A 16,226-nucleotide genomic window follows, 5' to 3' on the forward strand; every position below is an offset into this window, starting at 1 on the left:
TTGGTGGGCACTGCCCACCCTACGTATAGTTCAATAATCAAATCGGATTCCTATAGTACTTAAGTACTGTTACAGTTTCAGCAACGCTAGAATTTCTAATCAGCTAAAGTGTGATTAATCTGCATTCCCCGACTTTGGATTGCTTCCATAAATAAATCTGTTGGTAATGCTTCTTCCACAGGCCAAACTCCTGGTTTCTTGAGTTTACCTGAAATTAAAAATTGGGCAATGCTACCTGTGCCACAACCAGAAGCTAGGGCTGTATTTTCATACACTAAGTTTGCACAATAAGTAGCTATTTTACCATTTTTTTGTCCCGTAACTTCTGCACGCACTGCTACCCCAATACCGCTGAAAGGATTGGTAATATCTGTCATAAAATGACTAACATAAGACAAAAATTCAATCATATTATGACGCTGCATTAACCACTTAGGAAAGATATTTGCAGCCATCCAAGTCAGATAATTATAAAAGTCAGGCACAGAACCAAACTTAGTAATTACAGTTTTCACTGATGGAAAAGAACGGGGTATTGTAAATGTTTCGGGCATATCAAACCAGTAAACCCCACTGCGTCCATAGGGAGATGGAAAGTTAATCATTTCCCTATCAGTATAGGGTTTAACTAACCTCCATTTACCATCAATCCAAGCTTCAAAAGGATGTTGTAACCCTAAAAAAGTTGTCCGCATTACCGTCACACCAGCACCACCTGAACCAGAGACTAAATAACTCAGGTGTATCTTTTCTGGGTTATCGAATTGCTCAACACCCTGACGTACCATACTGTTAGAAATGCCGGGAAAAATCCCAGTGTTAACAATTGCTGTTACACCAGCAGCGATGGCTTGATCATGACAACTTAGTGCCTTAATAGTATAAGAACGATGATCACTAACATCGATATAGTTAACACCTTGTTCAATGCAGAGTTGCAGAACATTGGTATCTCGGTGATGAAAAGGGCCGGCACAGTGAATCACTAAATTAGATTGTGCGATCGCCTTCCGCAACTTGTCAACTTCCGCTAAATCCAACATCAAAAACTGCACTGGTTTTTCCAAAAGCAAGCTACCAGTCTTTTCAATCGCTGGAGAACGTCCAGTGATTGTAATTTCCGCTTGCGTGTGGGTAGCTAAGTCTTGGGCAACACTGCTACCAATGCGCCCTCTTCCCCCCAGAATCAAAACTCTATCTGTCATTACTCATACATGGGCAAAATTACTCTAATTTCATCATTTTTTTTGCCACCTTTGTCATCGATAACAAGTATGACATTAATTACCTAAAAAATTCCAAATACAGATCCAACAGTGGATTTAATTGAATCTCTGGCATCCTTTAAAGTTTGAGCAATGGGGTGTTTAGTTTGCAAAAATACTCGGGCACAATTGCGTCCTGGCATCCCAGAAATTGACCCGCCTGGATGCGTACCTGCACCAGTTAAAAATAGATTTTCAATCGGGGTCTTATAGTTAGCTATTTCTGGCAAGGGACGGAAGAATACCATCTGTTCTAAGGTCATATCAATATGGTAATAATTCCCTTTATAAGCGCCTAATCTTTCTCCTAATTCTGCCGGACTTTCTACACGACGGGCAATAGTTGCTTGTTTGACATTTGGTGCATAGGTTGCCAACTTATCAATTACTCTGTCAGCAACTTGATTTTTCAATTCATCCGTCCAACCAGTACCTTTCAAACCAGTACCTTTAGCACCTGTAATTTGATAAGGGGCAAAAAATTCAATCCATAATGTATGCTTCCCTGGTGGTGCTAATGAAGGGTCGAGGGCACTAGGCATCACCACATACATTGATGGATCAGAATCAGGAATTTCTCCTAAAGTACATTTACTATGAGCCTGTTCCACATGAGTAACAGAATCTGCGATTAAGATTGAACCAATTAGATATTCATCTTTATGAGCATGGTAGGGAAAGCGTAAAGGTTCATCTAAAGCTAAATCTATCTTCAGAATAGTTTCGTTATTATTTACAATCCGACGTTCTAATCTTTCCCACAAGTCACGATCAACTGCATCAACATCAGATTTATCAGTCATTTGTAAAAATAAACGTTGGGCATCGATATTAGAAATAACCCCATATTTAGCTAGATATTCTTTGCCACCAGCCACTCTGACACCCACTGCTTTAGCATCATCAATCATAACTTTTTCCACATGCTGATCTGTGAGAATCACACCGCCTTTACTTGTGACTAAATTCACCAAAGCTTGCACAAGTGCGCCAGTACCACCACGAGGTCTAGCCATACCAGGATTATGACGCATTGCCATCATGATTGCACCAATAGCAATAGTTTTTTGTGATGGCGGCGCACCAAGTTCTGATGCTAGTCGTGCTAGTGGGGCTTTCAAAAATTCTGAATCAAACCACTCATTAAGTAAATCTTCAGCGCTGGTCATCATGTTGCGAATAAAATCCAGCGTTTTATTTGGAGAACCTATAACTGAAAATAAATCTTTCAGTTTTTTGATATCGTAGTTGCCAAAAATATCTATAATTGACTTTGGTGGTGCATTAAACATGGGAATCATAGCACCTAGTGCCCGTTGCCAGTAGTCTGTAAACTCTGCATATTTTTTAGCATCACGTTCACTGTAGCGGGCAATTTCTGCACAAGTTTTATCTACTGATTTATGCCCTAAAAAATATTTGCCATCTGGGTGAGGACAAAAAACAACTGGATCGCACTCCAAATACTCTAATCCGTATTTTTCTAATTCCAATTCTTCAACAACTGGGCCAAGGTGAATAAATTCATGATCAATAGCACACAAGTTAAACTTAAATCCTGGGGCTTCTTGTGGCAAACATTCCTCAGTTGTTGCAGCCCCACCTGGCACAGAACGTTTTTCTAATAGCAGGACACTATAACCAGCTTTGAGTAAATAAGCAGCGCAAACTAGCCCATTATGCCCAGCACCGATAATCACAACATCATACTCTTGCATATTTGTAATTTGGCGATTAATTAACCTAATTTATAGTATTATAATAAACCAAAAATAATTACAAAATTAACAGTTAGAGATATAACCTTTGATCGCTCTAATATTAATCAAGAAATTACAATTCATTATGCAAGTATTTGCCTCATATTTGACTCTACCATAAGTACTAAATTATCATTTTCAACAGGCGTACAGCGGTTAAGTAGATGGACGTAAATAAATATATAATATAATCCTTGCGAAGGAGGAGACTTAAATCCAAGTTGTACTCTCGACAAGGCTCCATCAACGCTATGAATATACTCCGTCGAAATGGTCATGCTTCCATCACAACTGCTCCAAGATATCTCTGTCATAAGATTGACAAACTTCTTGTTCTTGTGAAATGAAACAGCCATCGCCTTTTTAAGGGGGGACTGGCAGGATTATTTAAGTGCCTAAAATCACAGCTAACCACTTTTTAAACAACATCTCAGCCAGTTCTCATATAAATGGCATATCTTAGTTAAATATAGCAAAATGGTAGTCATGCCATTTTGGATTTGAGATTTTTGTCTTTAGTATAGTTATAAATATTCGCACCTACTTACTGAATGCACAAACGTAGACTATATACCAAACTCAAATTTTTACTATTAAGTTGTCTGGTTGCAACTTTGATTATTGCTACCAAACACTTCAACATCCAGGAATTATTGCAGGCTGTAGTAATGTGGATCAACAGTCTTGGTACTTTTGGTCCGATCGCTTTCATAGTCATTTATAACTTAGCTACCTTGCTGTTTATACCAGGTTCTATTTTGACGTTAAAAGGTGGATGTCTTTTTGGTGTATTTTGGGGTTCTATCTATGTCATAATTGCAGCGATGATCGGTGCAACCTTGGCTTTTTTCATTGGACGCTATCTGTCTCGTGATTGGGTGTCTAAACAGATGGAAAAACATCCTAAATTCCAAGCAATTGACCAGGCGGTTGCTAAAGAGGGATGGAAAATTGTATTGCTAACTCGCCTCTCGCCTGTCTTTCCCTTTAACTTATTAAATTACGCTTTTGGTGTGACACAAGTCTCTCTTAAAGACTATATCTTAGGTTCTCTGGGGATTATTCCAGGTACTGTGATGTACGTTTACATTGGTTCTCTGGCTAGCAATTTAGCTATGATCAACACTAAGCATCAGCCAAGCACTCCCCAAACCCAAATTTGGGAATGGGTAATTCAAATAGTGGGATTGATTGCTACCATTGCTGTAACTTTATATGTAACAAGACTTGCTCAAAAAGCACTCAAACAAAGTGTAGCGATCGCTGACATCAACCATGATAAAAATAAACCCTAAAAAAATTAGTTATTTTGCTAACAAAATAAAAGCAGCCACTATAACATTGCTAATACTAAGTATTGCTTTTTTAGAGAACACAGAGATTGTTTTAGCGCAAGAATCTGCTAAGACTTTCCATCCCCAAACAATTTTGCTGAACGCCTTACAATGGATTGATAGTCTTGGTGCTGTCGGAGCTATAGCGTTTATTGGACTTTATATTATTGCTACTATCGCTTTCTTACCAGGCTCCATTCTCACATTAGGATCTGGTGTTGTATTCGGTGTAGTTTGGGGTTCTCTCTACGTATTTATTGGTGCAACTTTAGGTGCTACTGCTGCTTTTTTGGTGGGACGTTATTTAGCTAGGAATTGGGTAGCTAGTAAAATTGCAAGTAACAAAAAATTTGCCGCTATTGACCAAGCTGTTGGCAGAGAAGGATTAAAAATTGTCCTGTTAACGCGACTTTCGCCGATATTTCCTTTCAATTTATTAAACTACGCTTTTGGTATCACTGGAGTTACTTTTAAAGACTACTTTATCGGTTCCGTAGGCATGATTCCTGGAACTATTATGTACGTTTACATCGGTTCCCTTGCCGGCAATCTTGCCAGAATTGGGACTGAGGCACAACCCACTAACACGACAATACAATGGGTAATTCGCATCATTGGTTTGATTGCTACAATCGCCGTCACAGCTTTTGTCACCCGTCTGGCGCGCAAAGCTTTAGAAGAGGAAGTGACTGAAGTCTGAAGTCTGAAGTCTGAAGTAAGCTTTTACGCATTTAACTTGCACATCTACCAGTCAACAGTCAACAGCCAACAAAAAATGTCTAATTCAGAATTCGAGAGAGTCACAGTTCGCCCAGCGGATGAATATAATCAAAAATTGGTGTCCTATGTCCATCCACCAAATTGGGTTAATCCTCAACCTGCGGATATTTACGATTTGGTAGTGATTGGTGCTGGTACGGCGGGATTAGTGGTGGCGGCGGGTGCGGCGGGTCTGGACTTGGGTTTAAAAGTGGCGTTAATTGAAAAGCATCTCATGGGTGGAGATTGCTTAAATGTAGGTTGTGTCCCATCTAAAACTATCATTCGTTCGGCTCGTGTAGTCGGTGAACTGTGGGACGGTAAGGATTTGGGAATTAACATCCCCAAACTGATTGATGTTGATTTTTCTGCAGTCATGACTAGGATGCGGCGCATTAGAGCAGGTATTAGCCATCATGACTCAGCGGAACGCTTTTCATCTCTGGGAGTAGATGTCTTCTTGGGTAGCGGTAGGTTTGCGAGTAAAAATACTGTGGAAGTAGACGACAAAACCCTACGGTTTAAAAAAGCCGTCATTGCTACTGGCGCAAGAGCTGCAAGTCCGGCGATTCGTGGTATTGAAAAAGTAGGTTATCTGACTAATGAGTCAGTGTTTTCTCTGATCCAACGACCGGAAAGTTTGGCGGTAATTGGTGGTGGCCCTATAGGCTGTGAATTGGCGCAGGCTTTCCGGCGTTTGGGTTCTGAGGTAGTACTTTTTCATAGTGGCGCGCACATCCTGAATAAAGAAGATGCTGAAGCTGCGGAAATTATCCAAAAAGTCTTGATTAAGGAAGGAATTCGCCTGGTGCTGAATTCTAAATTAGAAGAGGTGGTGACTGTAACTGAGGGGAAGCGGCTTTATTTTTCCTCGAATGGTCATCGAGATTCTGTGACTGTAGATGAAATTTTGGTGGGTGCGGGACGTACGCCAAATGTAGAAGGTCTGAATTTAGAAGCAGTTGGAGTAAAATATGACCAGCAGCAAGGTGTGAAGGTAAATGATTACCTGCAAACTACAAATCCCAAGATTTATGCGGCTGGCGATATCTGCATGGATTGGAAATTTACCCATGCGGCTGATGCCGCTGCAAGGATTGTGATAAAAAATACGCTATTTTCTCCTTTCGGACTGGGACGCGCTAAACTCAGCAGCTTGGTGATGCCGTGGGTAACTTATACTGATCCTGAAGTGGCTCATGTGGGGATTTATGAACACCAAGCTCAGAAGTTAGGTGTGGAGATAAATACCATCAAGATTCCTTTTAGTAGTGTAGATCGAGCGATCGCTGATGGTGAAGAGTCAGGATTTCTCAAAATTCACCACAAAAAGGGGTCTGATGAAATTCTCGGTGCAACTATCGTCGCTAGTCATGCAGGGGAAATGATCTCAGAAGTGACTACGGCAATTGTCAATAAGCTAGGTTTGAGTAAGTTAAGTAGTGTTATACATCCTTATCCTACGCAAGCTGAAGCTATTAAAAAGGCAGCAGATGCTTATCGTCGCACGCTGCTGACACCGAATAATAAACGACTTTTAGGATTGCTCAAACGGCTTTCTTGACCCCATGTCAAAAGTTTTGTCAGTTCATAGAAAAGTATGGGGCGAATATAATTCGCTACTACACAAGCAAAGTCCGCCTCCGCAGACTAATGAAAAATCAGGATTTCCAGAACCTGCGGAGGCAGGTTTTGTCTGTATAGCCGCGATTTCTAATCGCCAAGATACTTTAAATCATAATTTTGCATGAAATATCAGGTTGGCGGTAGCCTCCGGAGTGACGATCCCACCTACATTATTCGTCAGGCAGATGAACAACTTTATGAAAGCCTGAAGGCTGGTGATTTTTGTTATGTCTTAAACTGCCGTCAGATGGGTAAGTCATCTCTACTACAGCGAACAAGCCATCGTTTAAAACAAGCAGGTTATGTTTGCTTATACCTGGATGTTACTCAATTGGGTAGCGAACAAATTACATCTGTACAGTGGTATAAAGGCATCATTATTAGCCTATTTTACAAATTAGATTTAGCACAACAAGTCAACATTCAAGAATGGTGGCAACAAGATGCAGAGCTTTCTCCTATACAAAGACTGCACCAGTTTGTAGAAGAGATATTATTATCAAGGGTAAAAACCGAACGCATTTTTATATTTATTGATGAAATTGATAGCTTGCTGAGTTTAAATTTCCCCGTTAACGATTTTTTTGCATGGATTCGTCATTGCTATAACTTACGCACACAAAACCCCGATTTCGAGCGCTTAGGATTTGCACTCTTTGGTGTAGCCAGCCCCTCCGACTTAATAGCTGACAAACGCCGCACACCTTTTAATATTGGCAAAGCGATTGAGTTATATGGATTTCAAGCACAAGAAGCTACACCGTTGCTAGTAGGGCTAAAGGAAGCAATTAGCCAACCAGAAGCAGTGCTGTTGCACATTATTAACTGGACAGGGGGACAGCCATTTCTTACCCAAAAACTCTGTCAGTTGGTTGTGCAAATTGCTAAGTCAAGGGCGACAGGTATAATTAACCTGACTCCAGGTACAGAGGCCACTTGGGTAGAACAGTTAGTGCGATCGCACATTATCCAAAATTGGCAATCCCAAGACGAACCCGAACACTTGCGGACGATATACGATCGCCTACTATTTAATCCACAACGCTCAGGGCGGCTATTAGGACTGTATCAAAAGATATTAATAGGGGATAGGGAACAGGGAACAGAATACTCAAATCTTCTCGTATCAACTGATGATAGTCGAGAGCAGACAGAACTTTTACTGTCTGGCTTAGTAGAGAAACGCAACGGCTATCTGAAAATTAAAAATCCGATCTATCGTCATGTTTTCGATGCAGAATGGGTGGTTAGACAGTTAGACAATCTCCGCCCATACTCCCAGTCCTTTAATGCTTGGGTAGCCTCAAATTATCAAGATAAATCGCGTTTATTGCGAGGACAAGCATTGAAAGATGCTCAAAAATGGGCACAGAACAAAAGTATTAGCGATTTGGATTATCAATTTTTAGCCGCTAGTCAAGAATGCGAGCAACAAGAAGTGCAAACAGCACTAGAAGCCGCCAGAACAAAAGAAGTAGAAGCACGGCTAGCACAAGAAAGAAAAACTGCTAAATTACAAAGATGCCTGCTAGCGTCAGTCAGTATTGCAGCGATTGTCTCTACTATCTTGAGTATCGGAATTTTCACCCTTTACCGTCAAGCCCTCACTAGCGAACATCAAGCCAGAATCAGCGAAATTCATGCATTAATATCATCTTCTGAAGGATTGTTGGCATCAAATCGCCGACTGGATGCGTTGATAGAAGCCATCAAAGCTCAACACAGACTGCAAAAGCTAGGTCAGGCAAAGGCAGATATTGAGCCGCAAGTGGAAAATGTATTGCAGCAAGCGGTTTATGCAGCAGATGAATATAACCGTTTTTCTGGTCATACAAGTGCTGTTTTAGCAGTAGATGTTAGTCCTGATAGTTCGCTGATTGCCTCGGCAAGTATGGATAAAACAATTAAGCTTTGGTGGCGGGATGGTACGCAAGCGGCCACTCTCCAAGGTCATCACGCAGCAGTCAGGGCAGTAGATTTTAGTTCTGATGGGCAAACGCTGGTTTCCGGAGGCGACGACGGCACTGTGAAACTCTGGAAGCGAGACGGCACTCTGCTGAAAACTCTTAAAGGTCACACATCTGGGGTTTGGTCAGTTGCAATGAGTCCAGACGATCGCTTTATTGCTTCTGTTAGTTTCGACAAAACGGTGAGAATCTGGCAGCGAGAAGGCACTTTGGTCAAAACGTTTCAAGGCTATAGAGTGGGGTTTTGGGGCGTCGCCTTTAGTCCTGATGGTCAAACCCTCGCTGCTGCAAGTTTCGACGGCACAATAAAACTATGGCAACGGGGCAGTACAAGCTGGCAAAATGCCAAGCCTCTACAAATTCTCCAAGGTCACAAAGGTTGGGTTACAGGGATCACCTTCAGCCCTGATGGTCAAACTATTGCTTCAGGGAGTGAAGACAAAACGGTGAAAATCTGGCAACGAGACGGAAATGGCAGCTACCGCCTCGATAAAACTCTTAAAGGTAACAGTGCTGGGGTTTGGGGAGTTGCCTTTAGTCCTGATGGTCAAACCGTTGCCGCCGCCAGTCTTGATAAAACAATTAAACTGTGGAATATTGATGGCACAGAATTGAGGACACTCAGAGGACATAGTGCCTCAGTTGTGGGCGTGAGTTTCAGCCCTGACGGCAGCTTTATTGCTTCGTGGGGTGGAGACAATATAGTTAGACTCTGGCAGACTCAGAACCATTTCCAGACGAGCGTTATTGCCCACAGTTCTGGCATTTGGTCAGTAACTATCACCGCCGATAGTTCAGCGATCGCTACAGCAGGTCACGAAAACACAGCCAAACTTTGGAGTCGTCAAGGTAAATTGCTCAAAACTGTGACTGAAGATGACAGCCTCATTTTTAAGGTTTCGTTCAGTGATGATGGCAATTTGATGGCGATCGCTGCCGATAATGATACCGTGAAACTCCGCCAGCGCGACGGTTCTCTAGTTGCTACTTACAAAGATCCTATTGGTAAACTCACATCAGCCATGTTGAGTCCCGATGGTCAAACCATCGCCATGTCAAATATTGAAAAAGCTGTGCAGATATGGCGGCGCGATCGGCCGCCACCGCAGATTCTTAGAGGACATCAAGCAGAAGTTTGGCAAGTCGTATTTAGCCCCGATAGTCGGCTGATTGCTTCAGCCAGTACCGATAGTACTGCAAAGGTGTGGACGCTAAATGGCAAGTTACTCAGCACTCTCAACGGTCATCTGGCAGCGGTATGGAAAGTTGCCTTTAGTCATGACAGTAAAATAGTAGCCTCTGGCAGCGCCGATTAGACCGTGAAGTTGTGGAGCGTAGATGGACGGTTGCTCAAAACTCTCAAAGGTCACACAGCTGCGGTTTGGGGAGTTGCATTTAGTCCTGATAGTAAAATGGTAGCCTCTGGCAGCGTAGATACTACCATCAAGCTTTGGCAACTCAATGGCAAAGAATTGACCACCTTGAGAGGACACACGGCAGCGATTAGGGCAATTGCCATCAGCCCCGACGGTAAAATTCTCGCTTCCGTGGGTGATGACAACACGCTCATCCTCTGGAATTTGCCGCATATTCTCAATCTCAATCCGCTAACTTATGGTTGCGCCTTTGTTCAAGATTACTTGAAAACTAATAAAACAATAGATCAGCGCGATCGCTCACTTTGCAATCAATAGACCTCTTGCATAAATGCTTAAATTGTCATGTTGAGCGGAGCGAAACATCTAGTGAGATTCTTCTCTCCACTGCGTTCCGTTCAGAATGACATTCCTGATTTTTTGACTTTTGCAAGCGGTCTAATAGATTTATTGACAAAATTAAGCAATATTTGGCAGAAAATACTGGATATGATAAGTTATTTAACGTATTATTTATGATTGCTCTATACTGTGCAAAAACCTAAAATCTCTCCTCCTGCTCCCTTGCCGTATTAATTATAAGTCTTTAGCAGGACACGATATGACATGGAACAACTCACTAGATGACTATCGACGAACTTATATACCTACTTAAAGCTAGCCTGCCGGAAAGTCTCACACCACTCCAAGAAATGTTGGTGCGTTATTCTTGGGAAGGAAAAACCTATGCAGATATATCACAAGAAACCAACTATGTTAAAGAATACCTCAGTCGTGCTGCTTCACAGTTGTGGTCTAGCTTAAGCAACTTCTGCGGAGAATCTGTGAATAAAAATAACTTGCGGCAATTCTTTGAGTCACGTCAACTCACAAAAGCTCAACAGCAATTAATTGAAGGCTTACGATGTTGCAGTGCTACTCCCTTGAGAGAATTCCCTGGCGCTCCACTTGCTTGCGACTCTAGACTATACATTGAGCGTTTTCCTATTGAGACACTTGCCTATGAAGAAGTCATAAAACCAGGTAGTATTATCCGCATCAAAGCACCTTGGAAAATGGGTAAAACTTCCTTAATGCTAAGAATATTAGCTCATGCTAAAGCCCAAAAATACCAAACTGTGATTGTTGACTTTCAGCAAGCAGAAAAAGCTATATTCTCTCACATTGATAGTTTTTTTCGCTGGTTTAGTATTAATGTCAGCTTGAAGTTGGAATTAGAACCTAAACTCAATGACTATTGGCATGAAGATGTAGGCATAAAACTAAGTTGTAATATTTATTTTGAAAAATATTTATTACCACAAATTAATACTAACTTAGTCTTGTCTTTAAAAGATGTAAATTTACTTTTTGAGTATCCGGAAATTGCTAAAGAATTTTTTTCCCTTTTGCGTTCCTGGTACGAGCAAGCAAAAAATACTAAAGTATGGGAAAAGCTACGTTTAGTACTAACATATAGTACAGAAATTTATATTCCACTGCAAATTAATCAATCTCCTTTTAATGTGGGGTTGCCTTTAAAGTTAAAAGCTTTTACCTCAGAGCAAGTATTATCTTTAGCTCAATGTTATGGAATTGAGTGGACTAATAATCAAAATAAACAACTCATAAGTCTAGTAGGAGGTCATCCCTATTTAGTGCAACTTGCTTTTTACTATATACATGCAAGAGAATTACCCTTCAAACAAATTATCCAAGAAGCAGCCACAGAATCAGGAATTTATAATGATTATTTACGTAGATTATTAGCAATACTACAATCAGAATCAGAACTAGGAAATGTTTTTCAAGAAGTTATTTTTTCTGAAAAAACTCTTAAACTATTACCGCAAGTTGCTTATAAGCTAGATAGTATGGGATTAGTGAATATTAATGGTGAATTGGTAACTCATAGCTGTGAGCTTTACCGATTATATTTTAGTAACCAAATATTTTAAAATTAGGGATTTTCCAGAAATATTATTGGCGAATATAGCAGTTTTCAGAACAGTGAGGTACAGTTTTAAATCGTCAAGCCTGTAAGGGCGGGGTTTACCCTCGATTGCATGTCCACTGATATCATGTCCGGCTGATTAGTGATGAATCCCGCATTTGTGCAAAAACCTGAAAACTCTTCCTCCCCCTGCTCCCTGCCCTCTTCTACACAGCGGTTGATTATTTTTTTAATTGGAAGTCCCTAAGAGTTGCCCGTTCCCTGTCCCTTCTTTAATAAAATATACATGTATTAGTTAGATATAATGATTACTCATTCTTTTCTGGAGAAACTAATGGGTCGCGCCAAAAAGGTTGTCTTAGCATATTCTGGTGGAGTTGATACTTCTGTTTGCATTCCCTACCTTAAGCAAGAATGGGGTGTAGAAGAGATCATTACTTTAGCAGCAGATTTAGGACAGGGAGATGAATTAGAACCAATTCGAGAAAAAGCGCTGAAATCAGGTGCAAGTGAATCTCTAGTAGCAGATGTCAAAGACAGTTTCGTCAAAGATTACGCCTTTGGAGCGATTCAAGCTAACGCCCTCTACGAAAATCGCTATCCTCTGGGAACTGCCCTGGCTCGGCCACTGATTGCTAAAATATTAGTGGAAACAGCTGAAAAATATGGTGCTGATGCGATCGCTCACGGTTGCACTGGCAAGGGCAACGATCAGGTACGTTTTGATGTCGCCTGTGCCGCCCTCAATCCCAGCCTGAAGATACTCGCACCAGCAAGGGAATGGGGAATGAGCCGTGAGGAAACTATCGCCTACGGAGAGCGTTTTGGTATCCCTACACCAGTCAAAAAATCCTCTCCTTACAGCATTGATAAGAACCTGCTCGGTCGGAGTATAGAAGCTGGTGTGTTGGAAGATCCGACATTTGAACCACCAGAAGAAGTTTATGAGATGACCAAAGCGATCGCTCATACTCCTAATGAACCAGAGTACATCGAAATTGGTTTCCAAAAAGGTCTTCCCACTACCCTCAACGGCACTGCCAAAAACCCAGTCGAGCTAATTGAGGAACTCAATCAGGTGACAGGAAATCATGGTATTGGGCGAATAGACATGATCGAAAATCGCTTGGTGGGGATCAAATCACGGGAAATCTATGAATCTCCAGCAATGTTAGTGTTAATTCAGGCACACCGTGATTTAGAGAGCCTAACTTTAACAGCGGATGTTAGCCAATACAAGCGAGGTATTGAAGAAACTTACACCCAATTAGTCTATAACGGTCTGTGGTACAGTCCCCTCAAAGCAGCATTGGATGCCTTTATTCAAAGCACCCAAGAGCGAGTATCGGGTTTTGTGCGGTTAAAACTTTTTAAGGGGAACGCAACAGTAGTCGGGCGATGGAGCGATAATTCCCTCTATAGCCCTGACTTAGCTACCTACGGAGCCGAAGACCAATTTGACCACAAGGCTGCTGAAGGCTTTATCTATGTTTGGGGATTGCCAACTCGGATTTGGGCACAGCAGAATAGATGATAGGCAATAGGCAATAGGGAAAATTAAAAGGTAAAAGGTAAAAAACTTTTTACTTTTTACTTTTTACTCTCAGTCTCCTGCTGCACGCTTGACTTGACGAGATTCCCACCACAGGGGCACAACAATCAAAGCGACTAAAATTAGCAAAGCGGCGATCGCAAATTGACTCACCCAAGAAACCAATTGTTCGAGGGAAACAATAGTACCAGCAAAGAATGCTAGGGTTACCATCACGCTAGCCCAAACACTTGCACCTGCTAAGTTGTACAAAAAGAATTTTCCGAAGGGAATTTCGGCTATACCTGCCAGTGGTGCTGCAAAAATTCGCAGCAAAGCAAAAAAACGTCCAAAAAATACTGCTTTAGCCGCATTCTGGCTAAATTGTTCTTTAATACTCAGCAGTCTTACTTCGGAAACCCGAAATAACTTGCCAACTTGTAACAAAAAATTCCAGCCACCAAATCTACCGATCCAATAGCCACAAGTACCACCAATCACAGCACCCGCAACGGCGACCCCAAGCACTAACCAGTAACTTAGTTCATTACTGCCAGCTAGAAACCCACCCACTAAGGTCACGGTTTCACCAGGAAGGGGAATGCCCAAACTTTCTAGCAAAATTCCCAAAAAAATAGCCCAATAACCGTATTGGTGGGCAAATTCCTGGATGTTTTCTAGTGAAATCAGCTCAAGAGACATCCCGTACCGCCGCCTTTACAAATTTTTACTTGTATTATATCTTTGCTCTTTTGTGGGTGGGGTGTTAATCAAGCCGCTGAATGGTGTTTATAATTGTTAGTCTATATTTAACTATCAACTAGCCACCATTGACTATCTGCCAACTAATGCCACGAGCTAATATCTACTATAAGTAAGTATAATCTATTTATAAAATATTTATCAAAGTCGTCAAAAATATAAAAATTTCGTAAAAGATACCTAAGCTACTGAAATTATTAGGCTCTTATGCCTATATTGGGGAAGTTAAGACAAATTATACGACATGGATACTGAATCTCTCTGTATCAATTGCGTTGCTGCGATCACCCAAATATTTGGGTAAAGCAACCATGTAACCTTGAGACAGAATCAGTGTTCAATGTCAATTTTTTGTTTTTTGCGATGGCGTCTCAACTAAACAGTGAAACTCATGACTCTGAAACAGAAAGTTCAAGTGGTTTTGTTCAAACCCCAAGGAAGTATCGACTTACAGGGTGGTATAGCTTTAGGCGACGAGATGGCTACAGTAACACCCCAACCCCATCAACTTTGGGTTATTGATTTGGCAGAAGTAGATTTCTTGGATAGTTCTGGTTTAGTTCCACTGGTGCAAGAACTAAAAGCTGCGCGTCAGAGCGGTTGTCGCTTAGTTCTGTGCAACGTCAAAGCTCCTGTCCGGTTAATTTTGGAACTCACACAACTAGATTCAGTATTTGAAATTTTTGACACTTACGACGACATCCTCACTATTGCCAACAATAATCAAAGTTTAGTGCTAGCGGGTTAATTGCTAATTGTATCGAATACATCTATGGTGAGGTCAAGTTGTATCAACAATTTTTAACAAATTTACTGATGTCCTCACCATCGTCAATGATTCAAGTATTATGTTCTCTTCACTCCCTACTAATGCAGTCCCTTGGTAGTCGGGCTAACTCCTCCCCCAGCATGTGTTAGAGTGTTCCACAAAATAAATGATCCAAAACCCGTCATTGCGAGCATTCGCGCAGCGTCTCCGCAGGAGAAGCGAAGCAATCCCAACCCCTGCGATTGCTTCGCTTTGATCGCAATGACAACTGGGTATTTTTTTACTTGGAGTACTCTGACTGATTTTTATCTTGGCTCCACTTTCATACTGAGGGTGTGTTAGCCTACCTTCTGTCACCAGCAACGAAGAAAGGCATAGCACATCCTTGAATAAATTTAAAAATAGTATATTTGTTTACACTATGATTTGCTACTTTGTCGCCAGTAAATGAAGTCTTACTTCATTGTGCCATCACGAATTTAAGTATTAGGCACAGCAGAGACACTATTTTGTTCAGATGCTGGACGGGGAAAACTTGGCAAATCAATGCCCACATGACTGGTATTGCGAGTTTTAAGTGCTAACCGATAACTCACACTTTGTAGTTCCGCCTGCAGTTGGCGGTTTTCTCTTTGTAGCATTGCTACTTTTTCTCTCACTGGAGCCATACGCTCCTCGAATTTACGACGGTAAATCTGAGGTAACTCTTGTACTACTTGCTCCAACATGCGACTGCGATCGGTTAATTCTTGCACAGACTGACGCAATTGATAAATTTCGGTGTCACGAGCCGTAATTTGCTCTTGATAGAACGTTACTTGCTGTTCAACAGCTTGCAGTTGTTCTCGCAAAGTCTGCAACTGAATCAAGTCTTGTTCAGACTCTGATCGTTGGGGTATGAAATTAGTATTGCCTTTCACCAGTCGGAAGAGTTCTTGAGATAGCTGTTGCACTAGCTGATCGCGGAGTTGCAGATCTTGGCGCAGCTGCGATACTTCCGTAGAGAGCAATTGGATGTTGGATGTGTCAGATTGGCTCACAGTGGCTTACAGCTCCCATTCAGAATCTTGTCCACTTTTAGGTATAACTGCGGTAATACTGCTTTTGGCAAGTATTTGTTGTTAATTTAGCATTCCCATTTCCA

12 protein-coding genes are annotated in these 16,226 nt (G+C 41.4%); 8 read left to right on the forward strand and 4 right to left on the reverse strand.

Features of this window, described 5'->3' with window-relative positions; genetic code table 11:
• Positions 1-95: 95 nt before the first annotated feature.
• Together CAL7507_RS18250 and crtO are read right to left on the reverse strand one after the other, a co-directional pair.
• Positions 96-1,205, reverse strand: coding sequence for a saccharopine dehydrogenase family protein (locus CAL7507_RS18250; RefSeq protein ID WP_015129963.1), 1,110 nt, complete (start codon positions 1,203-1,205; stop codon positions 96-98).
• Between the two features lie 83 nt (positions 1,206-1,288).
• Positions 1,289-2,983 carry a beta-carotene ketolase CrtO gene (crtO, locus tag CAL7507_RS18255; RefSeq protein WP_015129964.1) on the reverse strand — a complete coding sequence of 565 codons (1,695 nt, stop codon included), beginning with the start codon at positions 2,981-2,983 and terminating at the stop codon, positions 1,289-1,291.
• A gap of 593 nt (positions 2,984-3,576) precedes the next feature.
• Between crtO and CAL7507_RS18260 the strand changes: the two genes are divergently transcribed.
• The 7 genes from CAL7507_RS18260 (at position 3,577) to CAL7507_RS18290 (ending at position 13,554) form a co-directional block, all read left to right on the forward strand.
• Positions 3,577-4,320, forward strand: coding sequence for a TVP38/TMEM64 family protein (locus CAL7507_RS18260; protein WP_015129965.1), 744 nt, complete (start codon positions 3,577-3,579; stop codon positions 4,318-4,320).
• Entirely contained in the window at positions 4,301-5,059 is a 759-nt protein-coding gene (locus CAL7507_RS18265) for a TVP38/TMEM64 family protein (protein ID WP_015129966.1), read from the forward strand. Before CAL7507_RS18260 ends, CAL7507_RS18265 begins: the two co-directional genes overlap by 20 nt.
• A gap of 75 nt (positions 5,060-5,134) precedes the next feature.
• Positions 5,135-6,682: a mercuric reductase gene (locus CAL7507_RS18270; RefSeq protein WP_015129967.1), complete on the forward strand. Its 1,548-nt coding sequence runs from the start codon at positions 5,135-5,137 to the stop codon at positions 6,680-6,682.
• Positions 6,683-6,865: 183 nt separating this feature from the next.
• Positions 6,866-10,027, forward strand: coding sequence for an AAA-like domain-containing protein (locus CAL7507_RS18280; protein WP_236556778.1), 3,162 nt, complete (start codon positions 6,866-6,868; stop codon positions 10,025-10,027).
• Positions 10,028-10,030: 3 nt separating this feature from the next.
• Positions 10,031-10,405, forward strand: coding sequence for a WD40 repeat domain-containing protein (locus CAL7507_RS33130; RefSeq protein ID WP_236556779.1), 375 nt, complete (start codon positions 10,031-10,033; stop codon positions 10,403-10,405).
• A 305-nt stretch (positions 10,406-10,710) separates the two neighbouring features.
• On the forward strand, positions 10,711-12,024 hold the full coding sequence (locus CAL7507_RS18285; protein WP_015129969.1) for an AAA-like domain-containing protein: 1,314 nt from the start codon (positions 10,711-10,713) through the stop codon (positions 12,022-12,024).
• 330 nt (positions 12,025-12,354) lie between these two features.
• Positions 12,355-13,554 (forward strand): argininosuccinate synthase, encoded by a 1,200-nt coding sequence (locus tag CAL7507_RS18290; protein WP_015129970.1) that lies wholly within the window; start codon positions 12,355-12,357, stop codon positions 13,552-13,554.
• Between the two features lie 69 nt (positions 13,555-13,623).
• On the opposite strand, the gene CAL7507_RS18295 is transcribed toward CAL7507_RS18290, so the two are convergent.
• Positions 13,624-14,253, reverse strand: a complete 630-nt coding sequence (locus CAL7507_RS18295; protein WP_015129971.1) for a DedA family protein — start codon at positions 14,251-14,253, stop codon at positions 13,624-13,626.
• A gap of 451 nt (positions 14,254-14,704) precedes the next feature.
• Here CAL7507_RS18295 and CAL7507_RS18300 point away from each other — a divergent pair, with 451 nt between their 5' ends.
• Positions 14,705-15,061 (forward strand): STAS domain-containing protein, encoded by a 357-nt coding sequence (locus CAL7507_RS18300; protein ID WP_015129972.1) that lies wholly within the window; start codon positions 14,705-14,707, stop codon positions 15,059-15,061.
• A 500-nt stretch (positions 15,062-15,561) separates the two neighbouring features.
• On the opposite strand, the gene CAL7507_RS18305 is transcribed toward CAL7507_RS18300, so the two are convergent.
• Positions 15,562-16,122, reverse strand: coding sequence for an Npun_F5560 family protein (locus tag CAL7507_RS18305; protein ID WP_015129973.1), 561 nt, complete (start codon positions 16,120-16,122; stop codon positions 15,562-15,564).
• Positions 16,123-16,226: the final 104 nt, after the last annotated feature.

Source organism: Calothrix sp. PCC 7507 (assembly GCF_000316575.1).
Classification (GTDB): Bacteria; Cyanobacteriota; Cyanobacteriia; order Cyanobacteriales; family Nostocaceae; genus Fortiea.

Bases quoted from the DNA above. Each gene is read 5' to 3' on its own strand.
- CAL7507_RS18250 (WP_015129963.1), bottom strand. From the start codon at position 1,205: ATGACAGATAGAGTTTTGATTCTGGGGGGAAGAGGGCGCATTGGTAGC.
- crtO (WP_015129964.1), bottom strand. From the start codon at position 2,983: ATGCAAGAGTATGATGTTGTGATTATCGGTGCTGGGCATAATGGGCTA.
- CAL7507_RS18260 (WP_015129965.1), top strand. From the start codon at position 3,577: ATGCACAAACGTAGACTATATACCAAACTCAAATTTTTACTATTAAGT.
- CAL7507_RS18265 (WP_015129966.1), top strand. From the start codon at position 4,301: ATGATAAAAATAAACCCTAAAAAAATTAGTTATTTTGCTAACAAAATA.
- CAL7507_RS18270 (WP_015129967.1), top strand. From the start codon at position 5,135: ATGTCTAATTCAGAATTCGAGAGAGTCACAGTTCGCCCAGCGGATGAA.
- CAL7507_RS18280 (WP_236556778.1), top strand. From the start codon at position 6,866: ATGAAATATCAGGTTGGCGGTAGCCTCCGGAGTGACGATCCCACCTAC.
- CAL7507_RS18285 (WP_015129969.1), top strand. From the start codon at position 10,711: ATGACTATCGACGAACTTATATACCTACTTAAAGCTAGCCTGCCGGAA.
- CAL7507_RS18290 (WP_015129970.1), top strand. From the start codon at position 12,355: ATGGGTCGCGCCAAAAAGGTTGTCTTAGCATATTCTGGTGGAGTTGAT.
- CAL7507_RS18295 (WP_015129971.1), bottom strand. From the start codon at position 14,253: ATGTCTCTTGAGCTGATTTCACTAGAAAACATCCAGGAATTTGCCCAC.
- CAL7507_RS18300 (WP_015129972.1), top strand. From the start codon at position 14,705: ATGACTCTGAAACAGAAAGTTCAAGTGGTTTTGTTCAAACCCCAAGGA.